Below are 16,672 nucleotides of genomic sequence, written 5' to 3'. Positions count from 1 at the left end.
TAATTGCCATGCAAGGCTCGATCACACTGTATTTATTGCGGTGTTGAGCGGAGTTTGGCGACCTGATCGGCGGAAGTCGTCGACTGCGGATTGCCAAACGTCTTCGTCACATAATTGCTGATGGCGGCAATCTGCTCATCACTGAGTTCATTCGCGAACGCGGGCATGAACACATTGGCGTCCTTCGTCTGACGGCTCACACCGTGCAGCATGACCATGGTCAGGTTATTAGCTGCCGATGCCCCGACCACGCTGTTATGAATCAGCGACGGATACGCGCCCGGCGCATTGCCGCCTCGCCCCTCGCCCGTCCAGTTATGACAGGTTGCACAATTGGCGATAAACAATTGCGCTCCGTTCACACCGCTGATCGCCGTGCCACGCATCGCGGTGATGTCGGCGTTGGTCGGCTTGCCAAAGGAATCGCGCGGACGGATGTCGCCGCCGCTCTGCGCCGGCACGGAGCGCAGGTACACCACCATTGAACGCAAATCCTCGGGCGTCATGTACTGCGTACTGTTCTGCACCACATCCGCCATCGGGCCAGCCGCATTCGCCCGCCCATGCGCCGCCCCGGTCGCGAGATATTGCGTCAGCTGGTCGTCAGTCCATCCGCCAATACCCGCGTTCTTGTCCGGCGTGATGTTGAACGCGTGCCAGCCGGATAGTTCGGCGCCGCTGAAGCGCTCGCTGGTCTTCAGGCCCTGTGTCAGGTTGCGCGGCGTATGGCATTCCTCGCAATGCGCCAGCCCCCCAACCAGATAAGCACCGCGATTCCATTCCGCGCTCTGCTGCGGGTCGGGCACAAAACGGCCTTCCTTGAAATTGAACATGTTCCAGAACACCATCAGCCAGCGCTGGTTGAACGGAAACGACAGCTCATTGCGCGGCGGTGTGTAGCGGATCGGCGTAAGCGTATTCAGATAAGCGCGGATCGCGAGCACGTCAGAGTCCGTGACCTTCGTGTATTCGGCGTAAGGGAAAGCCGGATACAAACGCTCACCGCCCTTGCCAATCCCCTCATGCATCGCGCGCAGGAAGTCGGCGTCGGTCCAGCGGCCAATGCCGGTATCCGGATCGCTGGTGATGTTCGGCGTATAGATGGTCCCGAACGGCGTGCTGATCGGCAGACCGCCTGCGAACGGACGGCCTTTGTCGGCGGTATGGCATGCCACGCAGTCGCCCGCGCGCGCAAGGTATTCGCCCCGCTTGATCAGGTCCGCGCCGGCCAGCGTATCGCGCTGCACGACCATGGGCTCAGTCGCGGCAGTCTGCGCGTGCGCCGACTGAACCAGCGTGTCGAAACTCACGCCCGTGATGGCAAGCGCAAGAGCGGCGAGCGCGCCGCCCAGGCGCTTGTCAAGTTTCTTGGAGGTCTTCGCGTCGTGAGGTTTGGGGTTCTTCATCATGGATCTCCGTCGGCGCGCAATCAAAGTTCTTTCTTCAGCTTGTCGGCAAGACGCAGCGACAACGCGGAGAGCGTCAGCGTGCAATTCACCGATGCCGCCGTCGGCATCACCGCACTACCGGCAATGAAGAGGTTCGCGTGGTCGTGCGTGCGGCATTCGGAATCGACGACGGAATCCTTCGGGTCCGCGCCCATGATGGTCGTCCCCATGATGTGGTTGTTCGGCGCGAATTTGTCGTCGAAGCTGATCTCCGTGCCACCGAACAATTCCGCAATCCGCGCGTACTGCGCATGCGTGTCCACTGCGCTTTTCTTCACGTAGTCGTTGATCGAGTAATAGATCTCGGGCTGCGGGATGCCGAGCGAATCCTTGTGATCCGACGATGGAATCACGCGGTTCTGCGGCTCGGCCAGATGCTCGTGGAAGCTGTTGATGTTCATCGTGCGCGCCGCGCGGTCGCGAATCTGCCGGTCAAGTTCCGCCCCGGTCACCCCCTCGGCGATCAGGTCCGCCGTGACCGACATGGTGGACACGCCATTCGACAAATGCAGCTTCTTCGCCGCGTATTCGGAGCGGAACGCACCGTCGCGGAAGTTCACCACCGAGGTCATCTCCATTGGCCCACGTCCGGGCCAGATGGGCTCATTGGCAAGGAAGGTCACGCCGGTGCCGGGGTGATCCATCAGGTTGCGGCCGACCTGGTCCGAACTGTTGCCTATGCCGCTCTTGAACTTGTCGGAGACCGACTGGAGCATCAGCTTGGGTGTTTCGATACCGTTGGCCGCAAGCACGAAAAGCTTGCCCGTGACACGCGTACTGTTGCCGTTCGGGTCCTTGTAATGGACGGCGGTGATCAGGCCTTTGTCATCGCTTTCGATCTTGTAGACGACCGCTTGCGCGATCAGCTTCGCACCTGCACGCTCGGCTTTCTCGGCATGCGTGATGCCGTTGTACATGGCCGCGATGGGACAGATCGGCATGCAGTTGTTGTTGCCGCAGCAAGTCGGGCGGGCATCGTATGGACGGCTGTTGCGCGCGACCGGTTCCGGCACGACGTGGAAGGACTGGGCGTTGAGGACATCGGAGAAACGCTGGTCCATGTAGGACAGCGGCAGCATGTCCATGGGGTACGGCTTGGAGCGCGGCGAACCGAGATCGACATTGCTTCCCGGCCCTGACACGCCAAGCTGAACCTCTGCAGCGAAGTACCAGGGCTCGAGAGTTTCATAGGGGATCGGCCAGTCGCGGCCTACGCCGTAAAGCGTCTTCAGCTTGAAATCGGCAGGCAGCAAGCGCCATGCGGCAGCGGCCCAGTGCCAGGTGGTCCCGCCTACAAGCCGCAGGTATTGCGATGCGTACGGGTACTCGCCCTTCTGGACCAGATAATGATTCTCTGGCGAATACTCGGGATGCGGGGCGTAAGGCGTCGACGGATACGGCGTAGCGAAATCCGATTTCGCCGGCGAGTTGCGAAAATTTTCGACGATCTGCCAGCGCGGAATACGCGGCCCGGCTTCGAGCAGGATCACGGATGCACCCGCGGTCGCGAGCTGATGGGCGACGAGTCCGCCCGCAACCCCCGATCCGACAACCACCACATCGGCCGAATTCGAATTTGCCATTTGTTGTCCTGTGAGGGTAGGTTTTATTTGCTTCGGTCGCGCTGTCGATCCTGTTTCAATCGAGCTGTCAGGCAGCGCGCCGGCTTGATGCTTGCAATCTCGATGCGTTGGTTCAAGCCGCGCCAGGCGGCTTCTGCGTCCAGTAGAAGGGCACGTCGCGGCAATACGACGGAATGGTCAGCACGTCATTGACGGGATCGAACATCAGCGCGCGCTCGTAAGCAACCACGCTCACGCTTGGGGCATCGCCAACGAGACCGAGGTACCACGCCCGCATGATCGCGGTGACCGTGACGGCGAGCTTGGGCGTATCCGCCTTGAGCGCCTGCGTCACCGTATCCGAGGGCACGCCGCCATGCGCCGCGAGCCATGCGTTAAGGGCGCTCACATTGCCCGCAAACTCGCTGTCCGACTTCGACAGCGCGTCATACACACGCTGCGCCAGCGCAGGATCGAAGGTCGTCCGGCCGGTCAGTTTTCGTGAGAGCAACAGGAAACCGTCGAGACCCGCAGGCGGGGTATCGGCGAAAGCCTGGGTGAATAATGTTGGAAAACCGAAACCTGCGGAAGCAAACGCGAGCGCGACTGCTGATGCGCACGCGCCAAGAACAAAGCGCCGGCGGGTAGCCGACTGTGCGCGCGCCATGGGGTGGTCGAGTGGTGTCATGTGGTGAGATCCCAATTCGCATTGTTCAGAGAGGCGATGATCGATTGCACCTGTCGATATCCCTGGAATAGGTTAAACCGCACCTTGCGTGCGGCCGAAGCATGCACGATGAAACCGTCAATGACCAGTCCTTGGTCCGCTGGCAATTGAACTGCACACGGGCAATAATCGCGGCACCTGAAGCACCTGAAGCACCTGAAGCATCTGAAGCATCTGAGACTCCAGCATCTTGCGATGGCTTGCACGATACCGTGCCGCGCCAGCTTAACGCCATAACCAGAGCGCTATAAAAATGAATCTCGTTCCTCAAGTACTTCGCTATCGTCCGCGGGCAGTCATTGCCCTCGTGGTTGGTGTAATCGTGACACTTTTGGTTCCACATGACTACACGCCGGTCGTGCGCGGCCTCATAGGATGGGACAGTACCGTATGGCTGTATCTTGTGCTTATCTGGATTCAGATGGCGCGTGCGCATCAGGACAAGGTGCAGAAGCTCGCCGAACGCGAGGACGAGAACGCGGGCATGGTGTTGCTCATCATCAGCCTGGCCGCCATAGCAAGTCTCATCGCCATTGTGTTCGAGCTGGCCGCGGCTAAGAACCTCGGCTTGCGCGGTCAGTTGCTCCACTATCTGCTGACCGGGTTCACCATGCTGGGCGCATGGTTCCTCATCCCGACCATCTTCACGCTGCACTACGCACGACACTACTATCAGTCAGAGGGTGACGAGACATCGCTGAAATTTCCCGATGCCCACCTCAAGCCGGACTATTGGGACTTCCTCTATTTCTCGTTCACGATCGCAGTCGCATCGCAGACGTCGGATGTCGTGCTCTGCTCCAATGAAGTCCGGCGAGCAGCGCTCGCGCAATCCGTCCTGTCATTCTTCTTTAATGCCGCGGTGATCGGTTTATGTGTCAACACGGCGGCTAGTTTGCTTGGACCTTGAGCAGACTTGCGAAGCAAATATTGCCACCATGCTCAATTGGCTTCGGGCGTAATTGCCGCATCGAATGAAGTTATAAATAAATTAGTCTGGATGGCTGATAATTTCTTTGCGTTGATGCGTCAGCGCATTGGCAGTCCCGTCTTTCGTATAACGATTCCTGGATAACCCGTGTAAAAACGCCGCCGGCAACGCGTGCTTTTTTACACGGCTCCCCATAGCCGCCCGACGTCGATCCCAGCGCTTGTCAGGGCTCATCGCCTTCCTTCGATTTCTGCAGATTCCTAAGAACTTGGCACACGCCTTGCTCTAGCTATCCGGCATCCCTTCTTCCTTCCGATAAAAGCACCGGGCGTCTGCGCGCTGATCCTTGCGGTCCGAGCGCATCCCATCGCTTTTCATCCATCAAACGCCAGGAGTCACCCTTGTCCTTGAACGTCTTGCTTGTCGCTTCCGAGGCGGTACCGCTAGCAAAAACCGGCGGACTGGGTGACATGGTCAGCGCATACGCCGCTGCGTTGCGTGAAGCCGGAGTCGATGCCACGATCCTCATTCCGGCTTATCCGAAAGCGCTGCAGATGGTCGATGGATTGCAGAAGGTTGCTTCAGTGACGGGGCTTCCCGGCGGAGACGGCGCGCTGTATCGCGGCCGCATGCCGGACACCGGCGTGCCTGTGATCCTGCTGCGCATGGATCATTTGTACGCACGCGAAGGCCTCTACCAGGACGCGAAAGGACGTGACTACGAAGACAATGCGATTCGTTTCGCGTCGTTATCGGCGGCGGCGGTGAAGATCGCCGAAGGCGTTCGAGGGTTCAAGAAGCCGGACATCGTGCACGCGCACGACTGGCATTCAGGACTCACGCCGCTCTTGATGAAGCAGGCCGGCGTGCACGCAAAAAGCGTTTTCACGATCCATAATCTGGCGTTCCAGGGCAACTATTCGCTCTCGCTTGGTGCAGCGCTCGGCGTACCTGCCAAGTGGCTCGTGCCCGCGTTGACCGAACCGGCGAGCATCGAGTTTTATGGTGCATTGAGTCTGATGAAAGCCGGCATTGTCCACGCCGACCACCTCGCGACCGTCAGCGAAACGTATGCTCGCGAAATCCTCACCCCGCGCTTCGGCCACCTGATGGAAGGCGTGCTGCAAAGTTGCGCCGGCAAGCTGTCGGGGATCATCAATGGTATCGACGTGGATACGTGGGACCCGAAGACGGATCCCATGATCGCCCGCCGTTTTTGTTTCGACGATATGCGCGGCAAACACGCCTGCAAGCGCGAGCTGCAGCAGATGTTCGGCCTGCCGGCCGCCCCTTTCGCGCCGGTGATTGCGCTCGGCAGCCGGATGACATCGCAGAAAATGGCCGATGTCGCCGTGGAAGCCATCCCCGCGCTGCTGAAACGCTATCCGCGTTTGCAGATTGCGGTGCTCGGCAAGGGCGAAGCGCATATAGAAGCCGCGTTCCAGCGGCTGGCGCAGACCTGGCCGGATCGGGTGGGCGTCCATATAGGTTACGACGAGCGCCGCGCGCACATGCTGCATGCAGGCGCCGACATCCTGCTGCACGGCAGCCGCTTCGAACCGTGCGGCCTCACGCAAATCTACGCCATGCGTTATGGCACGTTGCCCGTGGCGTCGCGCGTGGGCGGGCTGGCGGATACGATCGTGGACGCGGCCGAAGCGGTTGACGCTGTGGGACGTCACAAGGCTTTCCAGGCATCGCCCCTCGGCGGCTTCGAGGGCGCAACGTCCTCGCGCCCGGCGACCGGCTTCCTCTTCGACGGCGACCGTGTCCACGACGTGACCGCCGCCGCTGCACGCGCCATCGACGCCTTCATGCGTCCGCAACAATGGCGCACGCTTCAACGCAACGCAATGGCGCGCGATTACGGATGGAACCATGCGGTAGCGAGATATGTCCAGCTATACGCGGGTCTCACCGATGCGCGTCCTGCCAAAGCTCCGTTGCGCACGCGCCGCTTGCCGGTCAGGGTTCGGTCGGTGCCGGTCATGGCGGCCGGGGCCGAGCGCCGCGAAGCGGAACAGGCGCAATTCGTCGCACGCAGCGCCTGACGCTCCACACTGCCCCGTTCGATGGTACGGTTACACGGTTGGCCGCTAACGGTGTAGTGGATTGCAGTGCACCGTTAGCGGATGTCGTCTGCCCTGAACCCGCATGCGGGTCGCGAACCATTGGCTACGCTCAGGCTTCGACATGCGCCGGGAACCGTGAAGAGGTGCGGCACGCTACGTGCTGTGTCCCTTGAGCGACCCTGGCGCCGCAGCGAACGGCGTATCGTCTGATGACTCGAGCTCTGATGTCGTCTGATGCCGATACCCACCGCACTCGTCACCCCGGAACTGGTGCTTTGAAGACTGTCTGAGGCTCGTCTGCCGTAGCCGTTCTTGCGGTTTGGTTTATTGCCTGGTTGAGCGCGATCGCGTTTTCCCGCATCCACGCCATAGCAGGACGAACTGGAAAAGACGACCGATGGAACACCATCAGATGCTTCAAGCGTATGCCCCAAGAATCTATTTCATCGACCCGCCTCTCGTCGGACCGTTGCCTGAATGGCCCGCACAATTCGAACATGCGGCCGCGCTGGGCTTCGATCACGTCCTGATCGGCGCACCGTTCCAGCCAGGCAGCAACGGTCACCGACAGGCCGTAGCCGACCATCACAAACTTAACGCGGTATTTGAATCGGACGTCTCCGCGAGTGAGGGGTTGCGCCTGCTGGCCAGCCAGGCGAGCCGGCACGGCCTGAGTATGCTGGTGGACATCACGCTCGGCCACGTCAGCGCCGAAGGTGGCCTGTTCCGTGACAACCGCCACTGGTTTCATCCGTTCGAAGCGGCTGAGGCCCGGCTCGACCCGCGTCACGCGCCGCATGAAGAAAGCGTGGCGTATGCGAATTTCAGCGATGGCGAAGCGGCCCAGGCGCTCACCGAATGGTGGGCGCGCGAATTGATGCTGCTCGCCGATGCCGGCATTGGCGGCTTTCGCTTCGAGGCGCCGCACAAGGTGCCGGCGCACGTATGGCGCAGGCTGGGCGCGGCCGTTCGCGAACGTCATCCGCAGACAAAATGGCTCGCATGGAGCGTCGGCATCAGCCGCCAGGACCTGGCCGCTCTCGCCGATGCCGGTTTCGACTCGGTGTTTTCATCGTCGCGATGGTGGGACTTCCAGAGCAACTGGCTCTTCGATGAACACGCCGCGCTGTTTCGCATCGCGCCGCCCATTGCATTCCCCGAGGAGCCCTACGGTTCGCGCCTGCTGCACGATCTGCCGGACACCAGCGACTCGTCGCTGGTCGAACGCGCCTACCGGCGCGCGTTGTACACGGCCGCGGGCATAGGCACCGGCCTGCTCGTGCCCATGGGCTTCGAATACGGCGTCACGCAGCCGCTCACCTACAACCACGGCAGCGCGGAAGAATTCCGGCGAGCGAGGGAAGGAGCGCGCTTCAACGTGTCGACGGAAGTGGCGCATGCCAACGCGCTGCAACGCAACTCGGCGGCGCTGGCGAGCACCGGCGAACTGCGCGCGCTGACCGGCGCGGGCACGCCTTACGCGGCCATCCTGCGCGGCAGCGGGCCGGATCTGCGGATCGCGGCCGAAGCGGCGCTGATCGTGCTCAACCCGGATCTCACCACGCCGGTTTATGTCGATACGCGTCATCTGCTGGACGGCGCACCGGGCAACTTCACGCGGTTCCGGCCGATTGGCGAGGACACGGCGGAAACGCCGCTGCCGCTCGCGCCGTTCCTGCTGCAAGCGGGCGAAGTGCGCCTGTTGCGGGGCGCTGCCGAGCCGCCCATCCTGCTCGCGCAACCGCAGGTCAAGCGCGGCTCGAAAGCGGCCGACAAGAAGTCGGTGAACGACGCGCTGCTCGCGCCGCGGGTGGCGATCGAAAGCGTGACGCCATCGGTCGATCACGGGCGTTTTCCGGCGAAGCGGATCGTGGGCGAAGCGGCTGAAATCACCGCCGCGATTTTTGGGGAAGGCCACGACAAGATCGCGGCCGCCGTGCAATGGCGCGCCGCCGATGAAACCGACTGGCACGAAGTGCCCATGGTCCCTGTCATTCCGCTGGGCAACGACCTGTGGACCACGCACATTCCGCTCGATCGTCTTGGCCGTCATGAATTTACGGTGATCGCGTGGCGCGACGACTTCGCTTCGCTGATCGATCACATGCAGAAGAAGCTGAAGGCCGGACAAACGGTTGAACTCGAACTCGAGGAAGCGCGGCATTTGTTCGCGCTGATCCTGGCCGAGGTGAAAACCACGGAAGGCGCGCAGACGGAACCGCTGGAAGGGATCGTCAAGCAGTTCGCCAAAGCCGATGCAGACGCGCGCCTCGCGCTGGCGCTCGCGCCGGAAACGGCGCAGGCGATCGAGGTGGCACGGCATCGGCCGTTCCTGTCACGCGACCCGGTGACGTATCGCATCGACGCCGAACGCGCCGCCGCGCGTTTTGCAAGCTGGTACGAAATCTTCCCGCGCTCGATGAGCGACGACGAAAACCGCCACGGCACCTTCGTCGATGTGATCGGCAAGATGCCGCGGATTCGCCAGATGGGTTTTGACGTGCTGTACTTCCCGCCGATCAACCCCATTGGCGTGGCGAACCGCAAGGGCAAGAACAATACCCTGACGGCTCTACCCGGCGACGTGGGCAGCCCGTACGCCATTGGCGGCAAGGAAGGTGGCCACGACGCCCTGCACCCGGAACTCGGCAACCTGGACGACTTCAAGCAGATGCTGGAAGCCGCGCGTGCGCACGGCCTGGAAATCGCACTCGATTTCGCGGTGCAATGTTCACCGGATCATCCCTGGCTGAAGGAGCATCCCACGTGGTTCGCGTGGCGCCCAGACGGCACGCTGCGTTATGCGGAAAATCCGCCGAAGAAGTATCAGGACATCGTGAATCCCGACTTCTACGCGCAGGACGCGAAGCCGGAACTCTGGCTCGCGTTGCGCGACGTATTCCTGTTCTGGATCGCGGCGGGCGTGAAGATTTTCCGCGTCGACAATCCGCACACGAAACCCATGCCGTTCTGGGAATGGGTGATTGGCGACGTGCGCGCGCGTCATCCCGACGCCATGTTCCTGGCTGAAGCGTTCACACGTCCGCGCGTGATGAACCGCCTCGCCAAGCTCGGATTCTCGCAGTCGTACACATACTTCACCTGGCGGGAGTCGAAGCGCGATTTCCTGGAATACATGCACGACCTGACGCAGACGGACGCGAGGGATTATTTCCGGCCGAACTTCTTCGTCAATACGCCGGATATCAACCCCCGTTTCCTGCAACGCTCGGGCCGCGCCGGTTTTGTGATCCGCGCGGCGCTCGCGGCCACATTGTCAGGACTATGGGGGGTGTATAGCGGCTTCGAACTCTGCGAAGCAGCCGCGCTGCCGAACAGCGAGGAATATCTCGATTCGGAGAAGTATCAGATCCGGGCCTGGGACTGGAACCGGCCGGGCAATATCGTCGGGGAAATTACCGCGCTGAACCGGATCAGGAAGGCAAACCCGGCGCTGCATTCGCATCTCGGCGTCAACTTCCTTCCTGCTCATAACGACAACATCCTGTTCTTCGAGAAAGCAAATGCGGCGCGCGACAACGTCGTGCTGGTCGCGATCAATCTCGATCCGTTCAACGAACAAGGCGCGGACGTGGAACTGCCGTGGCAGACGTTGAATAATTGGGGCGTGCAGGAATGGGACGCGCTGGCCGTGGAGGACCAGATAACGGGCGAACGTTTCGAATGGCGCGGCAGACGGCAGCATATTCGGCTCGACCCGAACACGCGGCCGTTCGCGATCTGGCGAATCGCGCCGACGTGGGGACTGCCGCGAGCGCAGACGACCCTCTGAGCATCACATGGGCGTCACCTGACAGTCATCATCACGACGGCACTCGCCGACGTGGTACAGAACAACTCATACAGCCGGGACAAGACACTGTCGCGGCTCAAGGAGCGACACGTGAAGCGTAACAAGAACTCGGCTCTCAGCAACGATCCGCTCTGGTACAAAGACGCGATCATCTACCAGATCCACATCAAGTCCTTCTTCGATGCGAACAACGACGGCATCGGCGATTTCCCCGGCCTGCTTGCGAAGCTCGATTACATTTCCGAACTCGGCGTGGACACGATCTGGCTGCTGCCGTTCTATCCATCGCCACGGCGTGACGACGGTTACGACATTGCCGATTACCGCAACGTGCACCCCGATTACGGCACCCTCGCCGACGTGAAGCGTTTTATCCAGGAAGCGCACGCGCGCGGGATTCGCGTGATCACCGAACTGGTGATTAACCACACGTCCGACCAGCACCCGTGGTTTCAGCGTGCTCGCCTCGCGAAGCCCGGCTCGAACCATCGCAACTACTACGTCTGGTCGGATACCGACAAGAAGTATGAAGACACACGGATTATTTTCATCGACTCGGAGCCGTCCAACTGGACGCATGATCCGGTCGCGGGACAGTACTACTGGCACCGGTTCTTCAACCACCAGCCTGACCTGAACTTCGATAACCCCGCCGTGCTGAAGGAAGTGCTGCAGGTGATGCGCTTCTGGCTGGACATGGGCATTGACGGGTTGCGGCTGGATGCCGTGCCGTACCTGGTCGAACGCGAAGGCACGAACAACGAGAACCTGCCTGAGACGCACGCGATCCTGAAGAAGATTCGCGCGACGATTGACGCGGAATATCCGAACCGCATGTTGCTGGCCGAAGCAAACCAATGGCCGGAAGACGTGAAGGAGTATTTCGGCGATGAAGACGAATGCCACATGGCTTTCCACTTCCCGCTGATGCCGCGCATCTACATGTCGATTGCGAGCGAGGACCGCTTCCCGATCACGGACATCATGAGGCAGACGCCGGATCTCGCGCCGACCAACCAGTGGGCCATTTTCCTGCGCAATCACGACGAACTCACGCTGGAAATGGTCACGGATTCCGAGCGCGATTATTTGTGGAACACGTACGCGAGCGATCGTCGCGCACGGCTGAATCTCGGCATTCGCCGGCGTCTCGCGCCGCTGATGGAGCGGGACCGCCGCCGGATCGAACTGATCAATTCGCTGCTGCTTTCCATGCCCGGCACGCCCGTGATTTATTACGGCGATGAACTCGGCATGGGCGACAACATCCACTTGGGCGACCGTGACGGCGTGCGTACGCCGATGCAGTGGTCATCGGATAGAAACGGCGGGTTTTCGCGCGCCGATCCGGAGCAGCTCGTGCTGCCGCCGGTCATGGGTTCGCTCTACGGGTATGACGCCGTGAACGTGGAATCGCAAAGCCGCGATCCGCATTCGTTGCTCAACTGGACCCGCAAGATGCTCACGGTGCGCCGCGGGAAGCAGGCGTTCGGTCGGGGCACGATACGTTTTCTGCGCCCGAACAACCGCAAGATCCTTGCGTATCTGCGTGAAACCGAAGGTGAACCGCCAATCTTGTGCGTCGCCAATTTGTCACGAGCGCCGCAGGCGGTGGAACTCGACCTGTCCGAGTATGCCGGCTCGGTGCCGCTGGAAATGACCGCTGATTCCGCGTTCCCGCCGATCGGCCAGCTCACTTATTTGCTGACCTTCCCGCCGTACGGTTTCCTGTGGTTCCAGCTGTGTCCGGGCAATCAGCGTCCGGCATGGAGCCAGGCGCCGTCCGAGCAATTGCCCGAATTCGTGACCATGGTGATCCGCGCCGGCCAGACCGGCCCGACGCCGGAAAACGTGCGCTTGCTGGAGTCGGAAGTGCTGCCGTCTTATTTGAGCAAGCGACGCTGGTTTGCATCGAAGGACAAGAAGCTGATCGGCGTGCGTCTCGCGGCATTGACGACCATTCCGGAAGCGGGCTTTGCGTTCACGGAGATCGAAGCCGATGTCGGCGATCACGTCGAACGCTACGTACTCCCGCTCACGATTGCATGGGGCACCGAAACAACTTCGCCGCTCTATATGCAGCTCGCACTCGCACGCGTGCGCCAGGTTCGTAATATCGGCCATATCACTGACGCCTTCGCCGTCCCGAACTTTACCTACGGCGTGCTGAAGAAGCTCCTGCAGCGGGCAGTCGTTCCTACGGTGCAGAAGAGCGAGATCCGCTTTATTCCGACCGAACGGCTTGACGCGCTTGCTGCCAATTTCAGGCCTGGTGAACCGCCTCCGGAAATTCGCTGGCTTGCTGCCGAGCAGAGCAACAGCTCGCTCGTGATCGGCGATCAGATCGTGCTGAAACTGGTGCGTCGCCTGGTTGGCGGGATTCATCCGGAAGCCGAAATGAGCCGGCACCTGACGAAGCTCGGTTACCAGAATACGGCGCCGCTGTTCGGCGAAGTGGTGCGCGTGGACCCGGAAGATGTGCCGCATACGCTGTGCATCTTGCAAGGCTTTATCGACAACCAGGGCGATGCGTGGAACTACGCGCTCGATTACCTGCGCCGTACTGTGGATGAACTCGCGCTGGCCGTGGACACCGACGACCATTCGATGGACCGCGAGAAGGAAATCCAAGGCATAGAAGGCTACCGGACGGTCATAGGGATCATCGGGAAGCGCCTGGGTGAACTGCACGTGGCGCTCGCCCAACCCTCCGACGACCCGGCGTTCACTCCCGAAAAGGCGTCGAAGAAGGACGTGCGCGGCTGGAACGACGGCACGCATTCGCTGCTCGTGACAGCGCTCGACATCCTCGCCTCCAAACTGCTGGAGTTCAGCGAGCATGACCGGGCGATGGCGCAGAGCCTGCTCGATCGCCGCGACCTGTTGCTTGCGGCCGTGCAAAAGCTCGTGCCGGAAAGCGCCGATGCGTTGTGCACCCGTATTCATGGCGACTTCCACCTGGGTCAGGTGCTGATGGCGCAAGGCGACGCGTTCCTGATCGACTTCGAAGGCGAACCGGCGCGGCCGTTGGACGAACGGCGCAAGAAATCGAGTCCGTTGCGGGATGTGGCCGGCTTATTGCGTTCCCTGTCTTATGCCAGCGCGGCTGCGCAGCCGACGACCGGAAATGCGCCGCAGGCAACCGCCGATCGCAAGCGCGCGCTGTTCGAGCGCCTGCGCGGTCATGGCGAGGAAGCGTTCCTGCTCGAATACCGCGCTGCGGTGGCGGCTTCTCCGCAACCGGTTGCCGGCGATGAAGCCACGCTCGCCGCCCTTCTCGATCTGTTCCTGATCGAGAAGGCTGCTTACGAAATCCGCTATGAAGCGGCCAACCGTCCGACCTGGATTGGTTTGCCGTTGCGTGGCCTCGCGTCGCTGGCGAGCCGCCTGCTTGGCGATACGGGCGCACCGCCCGCTCCCGGCTCGCGCCCCGTGGACGCATTCAAGGACACCTCTGATGGAAACGAAAATGAATAAGCGCATAGACGACAGGCTGCTGACCGAAGGTCTGCATCCGCTCGATATCGACGCGCTCGTCGAAGCCCGCCATCCGGATCCGTTTTCGAAGCTCGGGCTGCATCAGACCGACGCCGGCCCTGTGATTCGCGTGCTGTTGCCGGGTGCGAGCGGCGTGCAGGTGCTTGCGCGCGACAGCAGCAAGCCGCTTGGCACGCTGACGCAGGTTCATCCGGCGGGGTTGTTTATCGGGTTTATCGACGAGATGCAGGCGTACCGGCTGAATATCGATTGGCATGGCACGCCGCAGGAAGTTGCCGATACCTATTCGTTCGGCCCCGTATTAACCGATGAAGCGTTGAACCGCGTGTCCGGCGGCGATCCTTATGCGGTGATGGAGTGTCTCGGCTCACGGCCGATCGTACATGGCGGCGTGGCCGGGGTACGGTTTGCGGTATGGGCGCCGAATGCGCGACGTGTTTCCGTGGTGGGCGATTTCAACTCCTGGGACGGCCGCCGTCATCCCATGCGGCTGCGCCATAACGCCGGGGTCTGGGAACTGTTTGTGCCGGGCGTTGGCGCGGGCACGCGCTACAAATACGAGATTGTGACGCGGCAGGGCCACACGTTGCCGTTGAAGGCTGATCCGTGCGCGATGCAGAGCGAGCGGCCGCCGTCGACGGCTTCGGTGGTGGCGGATGCTGATGCTATTGACGGATACGCCTGGACCGACAGCGAATGGATGAATACGCGCGGACCGAGGCAGACCGTGGACGCGCCGATCTCCGTGTATGAGGTTCATGCGGAGTCGTGGCTGCGGGTGCCGGAGGAAGGCAACCGCGGCATGAACTGGCATGAGCTTGCCGAGCGCCTGATTCCGTATGCGAAGAGCATGGGATTCACGCATCTGGAGTTCATGCCGATTGCGGAGCATCCGTTTGGTGGGTCGTGGGGTTATCAGCCGTTGGGGCAATTTGCGCCATCGGCGCGGTTTGGGACGCCTGAGCAGTTTGCCGAGTTTGTGAACCGCGCGCATGAAGCGGAGTTGGGGATCATTCTCGACTGGGTTCCGGCGCATTTTCCTAACGATACCCATGGTCTTGTCGAGTTTGACGGCACGCCGCTTTACGAGCATGCGGACCCGCGCGAGGGGTATCACCAGGACTGGAACACGATGATCTACAACCTCGGGCGTAACGAGGTCAGTGCGTTCCTCGTGGCGTCGGGGCTGGCCTGGTTAAAGCGTTATCACGTTGATGGATTGCGTGTGGACGCGGTGGCTTCCATGTTGTATCGCGACTATTCGCGCAAGGAGGGCGAGTGGGTGCCGAACATGTATGGGGGCCGTGAGAATCTGGAATCGATAGCATTCCTCAAGCGGCTGAATCATGAGGTGCGTCAGATTCCTGGTGCGATTACGATTGCTGAGGAGTCGACTGCGTGGCCGGGTGTGACGGCTTCGCTTGAGCATGGCGGGCTTGGTTTTGATTTCAAGTGGAACATGGGCTGGATGCATGACACGTTGCACTACATGGAAGAGGATCCTGTGTATAGGCAATACCACCACAACATGTTTACGTTCGGGATGGTGTATGCGTATTCCGAGCGATTTATTTTGCCGCTTTCACATGATGAGGTGGTTCATGGGAAGGGTTCGTTGATTGGGAAGATGCCGGGGGATCATTGGCAGAAGTTTGCTAATTTGCGGGCGTATCTGGGTTTCATGTGGACGCATCCGGGCAAGAAATTGTTGTTCATGGGTGGTGAGTTTGGTCAGTTTGGCGAGTTTGATCACGATGCATCGCCGCATTGGCATTTGCTTGACGATGTGTTTCATGGTGGTTTGCAGAAGCTGGTTCGTGATTTGAACCGGGTGTATGGGGAGGAGCCGGCGCTGTACAAGTTGGATAGTGATCCTCGGGGGTTTGACTGGCTGATTGGCGATGACTCGGCCAATAGTGTTTTTGCGTTCCGTCGCACGGATGGTGAGGGGCGTGAGTGTGTGGTGATTTCGAATATGACGCCGGTACCGCGGCTGGGATATCGGGTGGGGTTACCGCGCGGGGGGCGCTGGAGTGAGATCGTAAATTCGGATGCGTCGGTGTATGGCGGATCGAATATGGGGAATGGGGGCGTGATTCACGCCGAGAATATTTCGAGTCATGGGCGGGAGTGGTCGGCGGTGCTGACTTTACCGCCGTTGGCGACGATTGTGCTGAGGGCCGATTAGCAAGGGGTTTCCGTTCGCACTCGGTTATTTTTCGTTCGCACTCGGGGGTGGGGTTTGGTCGGTCGGGGGGTGGTCGTTCGGGTCGGGGTGAGGGGGGCGGGTGGTGGTCAGGGGTTAGTGCCGGGGTGCCAGGTTCTTGCGTTAGCGGTCGGGGTCAATGCCGGGTTGCTGCTTTCAGTGTTAGCGGTCTGCTTGAGTGAGCTATTTTCTTTATCACTGTTAGCCACTGCGCGTGGCGGCGCGTCATTTCTTTGTCCAAAGCGACAAAGAAACGACGCAAAGAAAACGCTTTAACCGCTCTACCCTAAGTGTCCACAGCGTGCAGTTTTAATTCATGGGTGCCCCAAAAGCACGGTGCTCGCCAGAGCGACGGACAGTTGAACCCCTCTTTCTCGCGAATCCTGACATGAACACGCTTCGCCACCAGTGCTC

8 protein-coding genes are annotated in these 16,672 nt (G+C 60.9%); 5 read left to right on the top strand and 3 right to left on the bottom strand.

Translation table 11 applies throughout. The features are described 5' to 3' along the window. Positions 1-32 precede the first annotated feature (32 nt). The 3 genes from ABH944_RS40905 to ABH944_RS40895 form a co-directional block, all read right to left on the bottom strand. Entirely contained in the window at positions 33-1,253 is a 1,221-nt protein-coding gene (locus ABH944_RS40905) for a c-type cytochrome (protein WP_404614547.1), read from the bottom strand. Positions 1,254-1,429: 176 nt separating this feature from the next. Further along, positions 1,430-3,031 carry a GMC family oxidoreductase gene (locus tag ABH944_RS40900; RefSeq protein WP_404614503.1) on the bottom strand — a complete coding sequence of 534 codons (1,602 nt, stop codon included), beginning with the start codon at positions 3,029-3,031 and terminating at the stop codon, positions 1,430-1,432. A gap of 112 nt (positions 3,032-3,143) precedes the next feature. Next, positions 3,144-3,698 carry a sugar dehydrogenase complex small subunit gene (locus ABH944_RS40895; RefSeq protein WP_404614501.1) on the bottom strand — a complete coding sequence of 185 codons (555 nt, stop codon included), beginning with the start codon at positions 3,696-3,698 and terminating at the stop codon, positions 3,144-3,146. Between the two features lie 292 nt (positions 3,699-3,990). Here ABH944_RS40895 and ABH944_RS40890 point away from each other — a divergent pair, with 292 nt between their 5' ends. From ABH944_RS40890 to glgB, 5 genes are all read left to right on the top strand, one after another. Then, positions 3,991-4,647 carry a DUF1345 domain-containing protein gene (locus tag ABH944_RS40890; protein WP_404614499.1) on the top strand — a complete coding sequence of 219 codons (657 nt, stop codon included), beginning with the start codon at positions 3,991-3,993 and terminating at the stop codon, positions 4,645-4,647. 422 nt (positions 4,648-5,069) lie between these two features. After that, on the top strand, positions 5,070-6,719 hold the full coding sequence (gene glgA, locus ABH944_RS40885; RefSeq protein WP_404614497.1) for a glycogen synthase GlgA: 1,650 nt from the start codon (positions 5,070-5,072) through the stop codon (positions 6,717-6,719). Positions 6,720-7,137: 418 nt separating this feature from the next. Then, entirely contained in the window at positions 7,138-10,533 is a 3,396-nt protein-coding gene (locus ABH944_RS40880) for a maltotransferase domain-containing protein (protein ID WP_404614495.1), read from the top strand. Positions 10,534-10,620: 87 nt separating this feature from the next. Continuing rightward, positions 10,621-14,031, top strand: a complete 3,411-nt coding sequence (gene treS, locus ABH944_RS40875; protein WP_404614545.1) for a maltose alpha-D-glucosyltransferase — start codon at positions 10,621-10,623, stop codon at positions 14,029-14,031. Next, positions 14,024-16,240: a 1,4-alpha-glucan branching protein GlgB gene (gene glgB / locus ABH944_RS40870; protein WP_404614493.1), complete on the top strand. Its 2,217-nt coding sequence runs from the start codon at positions 14,024-14,026 to the stop codon at positions 16,238-16,240. Before treS ends, glgB begins: the two co-directional genes overlap by 8 nt. The last annotated feature ends 432 nt before the right edge of the window (positions 16,241-16,672 follow it).

Source organism: Caballeronia udeis (assembly GCF_044909315.1).
Lineage (GTDB): Bacteria > Pseudomonadota > Gammaproteobacteria > Burkholderiales > Burkholderiaceae > Caballeronia > Caballeronia udeis_A.
This window is presented reverse-complemented; position numbering and strand designations above follow the sequence as displayed.

What these genes read in the sequence shown, in the direction of transcription:
- ABH944_RS40895 (WP_404614501.1), bottom strand. Translation starts at nt 3,698, where the DNA reads ATGACACCACTCGACCACCCCATGGCGCGCGCACAGTCGGCTACCCGC.
- ABH944_RS40900 (WP_404614503.1), bottom strand. Translation starts at nt 3,031, where the DNA reads ATGGCAAATTCGAATTCGGCCGATGTGGTGGTTGTCGGATCGGGGGTT.
- glgB (WP_404614493.1), top strand. Translation starts at nt 14,024, where the DNA reads ATGAATAAGCGCATAGACGACAGGCTGCTGACCGAAGGTCTGCATCCG.
- ABH944_RS40890 (WP_404614499.1), top strand. Translation starts at nt 3,991, where the DNA reads ATGAATCTCGTTCCTCAAGTACTTCGCTATCGTCCGCGGGCAGTCATT.
- ABH944_RS40905 (WP_404614547.1), bottom strand. Translation starts at nt 1,253, where the DNA reads ATGGTCGTGCAGCGCGATACGCTGGCCGGCGCGGACCTGATCAAGCGG.
- ABH944_RS40880 (WP_404614495.1), top strand. Translation starts at nt 7,138, where the DNA reads ATGGAACACCATCAGATGCTTCAAGCGTATGCCCCAAGAATCTATTTC.